This window comes from Campylobacter concisus (genome assembly GCF_003048985.1).
Lineage (GTDB): Bacteria > Campylobacterota > Campylobacteria > Campylobacterales > Campylobacteraceae > Campylobacter_A > Campylobacter_A concisus_AY.
Map to the genome: position 1 here is coordinate 66,417 of NZ_PIRS01000013.1, position 9,123 is coordinate 75,539.

Here is a 9,123-nt window from a genome sequence, read left to right on the forward strand (position 1 = left end):
ATTTTTAGTTAAAGTTCTTTTTCAAGCTCATAAAGCTCGTATCTTATGCTTTTAAAAAGCTCGGCTCGCTCTAAATTTATAAGCTTAAAGCACTCTTCAAGCACGCGAGCACTCTCCTGAGCACGCTTGAAATTTGCAGTGATGATCTCGTCTAAATTTGATCTTTCTTGCTCGCTTTTTGTACTGGTTTTTAAAACGTCATTTTGTGAATTTCTAAATTTTAAAAATTCTTTTTGTGGGATCTTTGCCTTGTGGCGGAGGGACTTTATCTTATAGGCGAGCTTAGCATCGTCAAAGACATATCTTTTTATATCTTCAACGACGCGAAGTCCTTCTTTTAGCCTATTTAGATTCGCATCTATCACTCGGTAGATGCGCTCGTCATTAGTCATTTCTATTAAAAATGCCTAAAATTTGTAGTAATGATGTAAATAAATTTACAAAATCAAGATACAAAGCAACTGCACCCTCAACTGGTGTCTCGTAGTTGCCACGGATGATATTTTGTGTATCAAAAAGTATGTAAGCACTAAATAAGATCGATGAAATACTTGCGATTACAAGTTGAAACATCGTGCTTTTAACGAAAATGTTGATGATCGCTGCCACAACGATAACTATCAAAGTTATAAATAGCATCTTGCCCATCGTTGTAAAGTCGCGTTTTGTATTCATCGCAAAGACGCTTAATGCACCAAATGCAACTGTTGTCAAACCAAATGCCTGAGCTACGATACTAGCGCCACTTGGCATAGCAAGGATCGCTGAAAGTAGCGGAGTTAGCGTAAGACCGCTTACAAATGTAAATGCAAAAAGAAGTATTAAATTTAATCCCTCTTTGCGTTTAGCTGCCATTAGACCAAAAAGTAACACAAACTCTAGTATCACAAGTCCCCAAAACAAAAATCTATTTGCCGCAAAAACGCCAGCGATGCTAATGCCTACATAAGCGCCAGCAGTAGCTGAAAGTAGTGATGCTGCAAAAAGTTGATAAGTTTGTTTTATAAAAGTGCTTAGTGAGCTTTGAGAATACGCAAGCTCTTCTTGATTTTGCTTAGCGTAGTTTCTATCATACAAACTCATTTTTTCTCCTTATGAATTTTTGTGGTGAGTTTAGCCTAAAATAATTAAACAATATATAAAAAGAAGTTTAATAAAAAATATTAGTTTAAAGTCCGTTTTAGAGGGCATTTTTTTGATTAAATAAAAGTTGCTATAATCGCGATAAAAATATAAAAAATGGAGATAAATTTTATGGATGATTCAATACTTGAAGGTGCAGTAAAATTTATGGAAGATGGCTTTTTAGAGCACGAAGAGCTCTTTAAAAGTCTGCAACACAAACAAGATCCGCATACACTTTTCATATCTTGTGTGGATTCAAGAGTCGTGCCAAATTTGATAACAAACTGCCTGCCAGGCGAGCTTTTCATGGTGCGTAATATCGCAAACATCGTGCCACCATATAGAGTGAGCGAAGAGTTTTTGGCGACTACTTCGGCGATCGAATATGCGCTTGAAGTTTTAAACATTAAAAACATCATTATCTGCGGACACTCTGACTGCGGTGGATGCGCGGCACTTTATGTTGATGAAAAGAAGCTTAAAAACACTCCAAACGTTAGAAACTGGATCAGGCTAATCGAGCCTATCAAGCGAGAAGTGCTTAAATTTACAAGCGACGATCCAGCCAAAATGGCATGGCTAACTGAGAGGCTAAACGTGATAAATTCGATCGAAAACATAATGACCTATCCAAATGTAAAAGAGGAGTATGAAAGTGGCAAGCTTCAAATTTATGGCTGGCACTACATCATAGAAACTGGCGAAATTTTTAGCTACGATTTAAAAGAAGGCACGTTTAAGCTTCTAGCGGATAAAAGAGGCGAAAATGCGTAAATTTCTAGCCATTATCCTGCTTTCTTTCATAACTCTTTTTGGCGCTGATAACAACGTAACGCAAGAAGACGATATCGTCAGCATAACAAATCAAATTCAAACCATAAACAGCCAGATAAATATCATAAAATCTCAACAAAAAGATATAAACGCTTCAAAGGTTGATAACTCAAATTTGATCACTCTTCAAAAGAAAAAGAGCGATCTTTTAGAAAAGATACCAAACTACGTCATGCAGATCGAGGTAACACAAAGCGATATAAATAAATTCAATCTGCAAAAAGAGGCACTAGAAAAAAAGGTAGCTAGACTTGAGAAGCAGTCAAACAAGGATGCCTACATCCAAAGTGCTATCGAGCTTGAGAAGATGAAGGTTGATTACGCTTACTACTCAGCGCTTATTAGCCTAGAAGAGGTCTTTAAAAAGGGCGCTAAGGCAAATTCTATAAGAGATGTGATAGATAATGGCCTTTTAAATTTACAAACAAATTCTTATGTAAGCATAAAAGATCTAAAAGACTCACTAAATGACACTTCAGGTTCTTATGACAGCGCCTTTTTTGACCTTGAGCTAAAAAAAGAGAGTGAAGAAGAAATTTTAACCTATCTTAAAAATAACGCCGATCTTCTAAGCTCAAGCATGCTCTTGTCTGAGCTAAATTTAGTCGATGCAGTCGAATACATAAACAAAACAACTGACATAAATTCAAGTAAATTTAACATCGGCAAGATCGTTGTTATCGTTGCGATATTTTTATTTTTCGTCTCGCTAACTAGAATTCTAGCCAAACTAACCTACTGGCTAATGTCACTCATCGCTTCAGGTGAAGGGGTAAAAGAGGCTAAAAATCAGATCGTTGATATCGTGAAAAAGCCGATCTCAGCACTTCTTATCATCTATGCGCTAAATATCTGTATCGGCGTTGGATTTTACCCAGTGCCAGTGCCTCTAACGGTAGCAAATATCTTTTCTATCATATATATAGTCGCATTTTCGTGGCTTGTTCTAACCATACTAAATGGCTACGGCATCGCTATAATCGACAAAATCGCGCAAAAAAGCAAGCGTAAAGAGGTGATAAACCTAGCACTGAAAGTCATCTACGTGATCGTGCTAATCATCACACTTTTACTGATCCTTCAAAAGCTTGGATTTGATATCTCAGCGCTCATCGCCTCACTTGGTATCGGTGGTCTTGCCGTTGCCTTCGCTGCTAAAGACATCATCGCAAACTTCTTTGCCTCTGTTATGATGCTCTTTGACAACTCATTTTCACAAGGCGACTGGATAGTTTGTGGCGACATCGAGGGCACAGTCGTTGAGATAGGATTTAGAAAAACGACTGTTAGAAGCTTTGATAATGCCCTTATCTTCGTGCCAAACTCAAAGCTAGCAAGCGATCCTGTTAGAAACTGGAGCAGAAGAAAGGTCGGCAGACGCATAAGAATGGTTATTGGCATCGAGTATGGACCAACTACAGAAGAGATCAAAAAATGTGTAAATGACATCAAAAATATGCTGATAAATCACCCAGATATCGCTAAAAGCGAAGATATCGCGGCTAATAAAAGAGGCCTAAAATACAGACAAAACATAGTCTCAGTTGATGACTATGCTGGATATAAGTCAAATTTATTTGTCGTTGTTGATGACTTTGCTGATAGCTCGATAAATATCTTAGTTTATTGCTTTGCAAAAACTATCGTTTGGGGAGATTTTCTAGACGTAAAACAAGATGTAATGCTAAAAATTATGGATATTTTAAAGCAAAATGGTCTAAATTTTGCATTCCCAAGCCAAAGCTTGTATATCGAAAATATCAAAGATAAAATTTAAGGAGAGAAAAATGAGTGATGATTTTGACTACGAAGAGGTAGAAGAAGACTACTCTGAATTTAACGACGAGGATGAGGATAGTAGCGATAGCTATGACTATAACTACGACGAAAATGACTACAACTATGAAGATAGCGATGAGGATGAGGATAGTTACGACTCGTATTAAAATGATCTAAATTAAATTTAATGGATGAAATTAACGGAGAGAATGCTTGATACAGGAATTTATAGAGCAAGATAGCTATAAGGCTATCGATGACATTTACAAAACGATATTAAACGTAGCGATAGTAAGTAACTTGCTTGCTATTTTAGTATTTGGTTTTTTTAGTGAAAGCCTATTAATTGTTTTGATCTGTCTCTTGTTTTTTTGCATAAATATACCACTAAGGCTAAAATTTGACGTAAAAAAGAGGTATCTAATATCAGCTCTTTTTCATATGAATACAACTGCTGTTGTTATTGCTGGCGTTATTAATATGGGCTGGAACTGTAACATTTGGATAATACTAATTGGAGATATTTTTATAAGCTACTTTTTAGCTTTTAATAAAAGGATAGTTACCTATTTAGTTAGCATCTTTGAGCTTCTAGTGCTTTTATGGCTCTATTTTTCATACAAAGATTCTTCGATGGTAGTTTCTGAACAAGTTCAACGCTTTATCACCTGTTGCAGTATTGCATTTACTTTTTTTCTTGTTTTTAGGCTATCTGGGTTTGCTGATGCGATTACATCTAATGGCTATAAACAGATCAGCGAAGAGAAAGATGAGATAGAGAGGGTTGCCAAATATGACTTTTTAACTGGTCTTTTTAATAGACGCTCAATAGAAAATACACTAAAAAATAAGCTTATAGAGCTTCGAGACAATAGTAGTGATACAAATTTAGTCGTTATGCTAGGAGATATAGATAACTTTAAAAAGATAAACGATACCTACGGACACGACTGGGGTGACAAGGTTTTAAAAGAGATAGCGCTGTCTTTAAAAGATACATTTAGAGAAAATGACGTCATTTGTAGGTGGGGTGGAGAAGAATTTCTAATTATCTTGCCTGATGTTAAAACTGAAGACTTAAAAAAAGTAGAAACTAGACTTAGCACAAGGATATCACAAGTAAAGCTACCAGATAAAAGTGCGGTGACTATGACTTTTGGCTTAGTTCTTTGCGCAAGTGGTATAAGTATAGATATGGATACGGTGATAAATATAGCCGATAAAAAGCTATATGAGGGTAAGAAAAATGGCAAAGATCGTATAGAATATGCCATATTAAAAAAAGGACATTTAGACTATGGCAATGCCTAAACTTTCGCTTTATATATCACTAAAGATCATTATTTTTTCAGTTTTTTTAATACACCTTTTTTATATAATTGGATTTTGTATCATGGGCGAAGAAATTTTGGCTGTGGCAAACATCCTTTCTGTTAGCATATATCTTTTTGCACTAAAGATACTCTTTGATAGCGAAGAGAACAACAAGATCGTAATGCTCATCTTGCAAGTAGAAATTTTACTCCATGCCTCACTTTGCGTCTTCATCCTTGGTCTAGGCTGGGGCTTTGAAATTTTATTTTTAACATCTACAATTAGCCTCTTTTTCTTATCAGTTAGCTTTAAAATGTTAAGCAGAATTATCTCTTTGCTAGATATCGCGGCTTTTTTACTTTTTTATCTAGTGATAGATCTACCAGCAAAGGACGATCCTTTATACAAAGAGATATTTTTTGTATTTAACCTAACCGCATCTTGTGTGTTTGCTGTCCTAACATCATTTTTGCTAGAGAGCTCAAATTTATTTATATTCTTAGGCATCTTAGAAGAGAAAGAATCAGCCAAAGCTGTCTTTAACCACGACCCACTAACTGGACTTTTAAACCGCGCCTCAATGCAACAAATTTTTAGACAAAAGAATTTATTTGACGGCAACGACTTTGCTATCGTGATGTGCGACATCGATAACTTTAAAAAGATAAATGACACCTACGGACACGGCGCAGGCGATGAAGTGCTAAAGAGCCTTTCTAAAATTTTCAAAAATGCTTTCAGAAATGAAGATAGGGTCGCTCGCTTTGGCGGCGAGGAGTTTTTGGCTGTTATCTTTGACGTTAAAAAGGCAAAAGCAGTTAGCATCTTAGAGCGTATCAGAGAGACGCTTAATCAAAATGTCGTTGAATTTGAAAACCATAGGATAATAGCTACTATGACCTTTGGTGTCGTGGCACATAGTGGCAACACTGAGGTAAATATCGAGCGCATGATCAAGCAAGCTGACGAGCTACTTTATGTCGGTAAGCGTAATGGTAAAAATATCGTTATGAGTGCGGATTACGATCCAAAAGGATAAATTTAGAGGCCTAGGCCTCTAAATTTTAATGTCCATACATTATGTTTGGTAGCCAAAGTGAAATTTGCGGTATATAAGTAACCAAGATAAGGCCAAAGAACAAGGTTAGCGTCCATGGCAAGCACGCCATGATGACCTCTTTTAAATTCATATTTGTAAGACCGCTTGCGACAAATAAATTTAGTCCAACAGGCGGAGTCACCATACCTATCTCCATATTTACAACCAAGATGATACCAAAGTGAATAGGATCAACGCCAAGCTGCGTAGCTATCGGAAGCAAGAGCGGCACCATGATCATGATAACGCTTGAAGGCTCCATAAACTGACCCATGATAAAGAGCAAGATATTTACAAATATCAAGAACCCTATCATGCCGATATTTGCATCAAGTATCATCGAAGCGATCGCTTGTGGGATCTGCTCGCTAGTTAGCAAATATGCAAAAACAACGGCGTTTGCGATGATGAAAAATATCATAGCTGTTGTAAGGGCTGAGTCTAGGCAGATATCCCAAAGATCTCTTATCTTTATATCTCTATATATGAAAAGCGAGATAAATAGCGCGTAAACCGCACTTGCCGCAGCAGCTTCAGTCGGAGTGAATATGCCTCCATAAATTCCGCCAATGACCACAACAACGATTAGTAAAGCCCAAAATGCTTTTGCAAATTTCTGCACTCTTGCTTTAAGTGGCTCAGCCTTAGTCGCTTTAAATCCAAGCTTTTTTGCTCCGACATAGGTTTGCACGAGCATAAAAGCACCAAGCATAAGACCAGGCACGACGCCTGCCATAAAGAGCTTACCGATACTAACCTCAGCAGTTACGCCATAAACTATCATAACAACTGAAGGTGGGATCAAAATTCCAAGCGAGCCAGCCGTAGTTATGCCGCCCACTGCGTACTCTTTTGGATAGCCAGCCTCTTTTATCGCTGCAAACATAATAGAGCCAATGGCTACAACCGTCGCAGGCGAGCTTCCAGATACCGCTGCAAAGATGATGCAGGCAAATATCGCGCTCATAGGCAAGCCGCCTGGCAAGTGTCCGACCATAGACTTTGCAAAGTCGATGATACGTCTTGCTGAGCCGCCTTTACTTAGTAAATTTCCGGCCAAGATAAACATCGGGATCGCCATTAGCGAAAATTTATTGATACCATCAAAAATTAGCTGCGGGATCGTAGCGATGTCAATATCTGTAAAAAATATCATCGTTAAAACGGTACTTGTGCCTAGCGAAACCGCGACTGGCACGCCTATTAGCATCAGCGCAAAAAGCAGGATAAATAAAAATGCTATTGTCATCTTCTTTCTCCTTAGTCTTTGACTACGCTACCATGAGCTAGCTCGTGCGCTTCGTTATTTACGACATTTGCTGCTGGAGTTAGAGCTACTTTGATAGCTTTTTCAGCAGAGCGGTAGCTAGCTGTGACAAAGGCTATTGGAAGCACTAACATAGGGACCCATTGAGGTATGCCAAGGTCTATGATCATCTGCTCGATCTCGTGCAAAATTTTAAGATAATCAACCGAATAAACCGCGATAAATATCAAAAAGACAGTCGTTAAGATGTGCGAAAAGAGCAGGCATGCCTTCGCAAGCGCTGGTGGAAATTTCTCCACCAAGATAGTTACGCTCACGTGAATGCCCTTGTTAAAGCCGTATGCTGCGGCAAAAAACGCCGACCAAATGAATAAGTAGTTTGATAGCTCACTCGCCCATGACCAGCTTTTGTCAAAAAAGTATCTAGCCACGACGTTGGCAAAGGCTAGTAGCGTTCCACTAGCTAGCCCTAAAACGGCGATAGTCTTATTGAGCGAGACTATCAATATATCAAGAGCGTTAATGAAATTTTTCATTATTTTGTCTCGATTGTTTTTTCTATAAGCTCTTTACCGATGACATCGTAAAATTTAGGATAGATAGCCTGCATAGTCTTCTCCCACTCAGCTTTTTGTGCGTCGTCTATCTTGAAAATTTCTAGTTTTTTGGTGTCTGCTATATATTTTTCAAGCTCGGCTATGACATGAGCGTCCTCTTTAGCTGTCTCTTCTCTCTCGTAAGCTGTAGCCTCGCTTAGAGCTTGTTTTACATTTGCCTTTAGATCATCTGGTAGTTTGTTCCAAAATTTATCACTCATAACGACTAGATAGCCTAGATATCCGTGGTGAGAGAGTGTGAGCGAGCTTTGAACCTCGTGAAATTTAGAGTTATAGAAATTTGAAAGTGGGTTTTCAGTCGCATCAACTACGCCTTGTTGAAGCGCGGAATAAACCTCTGAAAATGGCAGAACTTGTGGGTTGCCACCGATCGCTTTGATCTGCTCTTCAAGCACTTTTGAGCTTTGGATTCTAAATTTTTGTCCTTTTGCATCTTCTGGCACAAGGATAGGTTTTTTACTTGAGCTAAAGTGCTTAAATCCAGCATCCCAGTAATCAAGCGCCACAAAGCCCTTCTTAGTCACAAGGCCTTTTAGCTCCTCGCCAACTGCGCCATCTTGAACCTTATGAAGGTGGTCTGCATCTTTAAAGATGAAAGGTAGGTCAAATAGCTGAAACTGCGGCACAATAGGTGTAAATTTAGAAAAACTAGGAGCTGCCATTTGAACGTTGCCAAGTTTTAGCGCGCCAAAAACTCTATCATCATCAAGCAGCTGAGCTGATGGGAAGACTTGAACTTTTATCTTGCCACCACTTAGCTCCTCAGCGCGCTTTGCAAAAAAGTCAGCTGCCTTGCCCTTTGGCGTAGAAGCTGCGACAACGTGAGCAAATTTGATCGTATAGACCTTATCCGCACCAAATGCTAAGCCACTGATGGCACATGTAAAAAGTAAAGCTTGTAAGAATTTCATCTTTCATCCTTTGTAATAGTTTTGATAGGTGCATTATAAATTTCAAAAATAAAAATTTAGAAATTTTGTTTCATAAATTCACATATCTTTATTTTTATATGTGTATTTTTGTAACATTTTTGATCTAAAATGGATAGTTTATGCTGTGTAAATTTAACGTAAAAATTTATTTATCAT

10 protein-coding genes are annotated in these 9,123 nt (G+C 37.9%); 5 read left to right on the forward strand and 5 right to left on the reverse strand.

Annotated features, from left to right (window positions below; translation table 11 throughout):
* Positions 1–8 precede the first annotated feature (8 nt).
* Together CVS91_RS08950 and CVS91_RS08955 are read right to left on the reverse strand one after the other, a co-directional pair.
* The gene (locus CVS91_RS08950; protein ID WP_002941503.1) at positions 9–392 is read right to left on the reverse strand and encodes a hypothetical protein; all 384 of its coding nucleotides are present in this window, start codon (positions 390–392) and stop codon (positions 9–11) included.
* Positions 385–1,083 (reverse strand): Bax inhibitor-1/YccA family protein, encoded by a 699-nt coding sequence (locus CVS91_RS08955; RefSeq protein ID WP_002941542.1) that lies wholly within the window; start codon positions 1,081–1,083, stop codon positions 385–387. Before CVS91_RS08955 ends, CVS91_RS08950 begins: the two co-directional genes overlap by 8 nt.
* Positions 1,084–1,254: 171 nt before the next feature.
* On the opposite strand from CVS91_RS08955, the gene CVS91_RS08960 reads away from it, so the two are divergent.
* From CVS91_RS08960 to CVS91_RS08975, 5 genes are all read left to right on the forward strand, one after another.
* On the forward strand, positions 1,255–1,899 hold the full coding sequence (locus CVS91_RS08960; protein ID WP_021086289.1) for a carbonic anhydrase: 645 nt from the start codon (positions 1,255–1,257) through the stop codon (positions 1,897–1,899).
* Entirely contained in the window at positions 1,892–3,736 is a 1,845-nt protein-coding gene (locus CVS91_RS08965; protein WP_107831653.1) for a mechanosensitive ion channel domain-containing protein, read from the forward strand. Before CVS91_RS08960 ends, CVS91_RS08965 begins: the two co-directional genes overlap by 8 nt.
* A 10-nt stretch (positions 3,737–3,746) precedes the next feature.
* A complete protein-coding gene (locus CVS91_RS10340) occupies positions 3,747–3,905 on the forward strand; it encodes a hypothetical protein (protein ID WP_002941615.1) in 159 nt (52 codons plus the stop codon).
* 46 nt (positions 3,906–3,951) lie between these two features.
* On the forward strand, positions 3,952–5,049 hold the full coding sequence (locus CVS91_RS08970) for a GGDEF domain-containing protein (RefSeq protein WP_107831655.1): 1,098 nt from the start codon (positions 3,952–3,954) through the stop codon (positions 5,047–5,049).
* An 82-nt stretch (positions 5,050–5,131) separates the two neighbouring features.
* Complete coding sequence (locus CVS91_RS08975; protein ID WP_320205057.1) at positions 5,132–6,091, forward strand: GGDEF domain-containing protein; 960 nt, start codon at positions 5,132–5,134, stop codon at positions 6,089–6,091.
* Between the two features lie 25 nt (positions 6,092–6,116).
* Here CVS91_RS08975 and CVS91_RS08980 read toward each other — a convergent pair whose 3' ends face one another.
* Genes CVS91_RS08980 through CVS91_RS08990 form a run of 3 tightly spaced genes read right to left on the reverse strand, consistent with a single transcriptional unit; the run spans position 6,117 to position 8,946 of the window.
* On the reverse strand, positions 6,117–7,400 hold the full coding sequence (locus tag CVS91_RS08980; RefSeq protein WP_103571351.1) for a TRAP transporter large permease: 1,284 nt from the start codon (positions 7,398–7,400) through the stop codon (positions 6,117–6,119).
* An 11-nt stretch (positions 7,401–7,411) separates the two neighbouring features.
* A complete protein-coding gene (locus tag CVS91_RS08985; protein WP_002941662.1) occupies positions 7,412–7,954 on the reverse strand; it encodes a TRAP transporter small permease in 543 nt (180 codons plus the stop codon).
* The gene (locus CVS91_RS08990; RefSeq protein WP_103571353.1) at positions 7,954–8,946 is read right to left on the reverse strand and encodes a DctP family TRAP transporter solute-binding subunit; all 993 of its coding nucleotides are present in this window, start codon (positions 8,944–8,946) and stop codon (positions 7,954–7,956) included. The genes CVS91_RS08985 and CVS91_RS08990 overlap by 1 nt, the downstream gene beginning before the upstream one ends.
* Positions 8,947–9,123 lie beyond the last annotated feature (177 nt).

Excerpts from the sequence above, each read along its gene's own strand:
- CVS91_RS08950 (WP_002941503.1), bottom strand. The coding sequence starts at position 392 with ATGACTAATGACGAGCGCATCTACCGAGTGATAGATGCGAATCTAAAT.
- CVS91_RS08955 (WP_002941542.1), bottom strand. The coding sequence starts at position 1,083 with ATGAGTTTGTATGATAGAAACTACGCTAAGCAAAATCAAGAAGAGCTT.
- CVS91_RS08960 (WP_021086289.1), top strand. The coding sequence starts at position 1,255 with ATGGATGATTCAATACTTGAAGGTGCAGTAAAATTTATGGAAGATGGC.
- CVS91_RS08965 (WP_107831653.1), top strand. The coding sequence starts at position 1,892 with ATGCGTAAATTTCTAGCCATTATCCTGCTTTCTTTCATAACTCTTTTT.
- CVS91_RS10340 (WP_002941615.1), top strand. The coding sequence starts at position 3,747 with ATGAGTGATGATTTTGACTACGAAGAGGTAGAAGAAGACTACTCTGAA.
- CVS91_RS08975 (WP_320205057.1), top strand. The coding sequence starts at position 5,132 with ATGGGCGAAGAAATTTTGGCTGTGGCAAACATCCTTTCTGTTAGCATA.
- CVS91_RS08980 (WP_103571351.1), bottom strand. The coding sequence starts at position 7,400 with ATGACAATAGCATTTTTATTTATCCTGCTTTTTGCGCTGATGCTAATA.
- CVS91_RS08985 (WP_002941662.1), bottom strand. The coding sequence starts at position 7,954 with ATGAAAAATTTCATTAACGCTCTTGATATATTGATAGTCTCGCTCAAT.
- CVS91_RS08990 (WP_103571353.1), bottom strand. The coding sequence starts at position 8,946 with ATGAAATTCTTACAAGCTTTACTTTTTACATGTGCCATCAGTGGCTTA.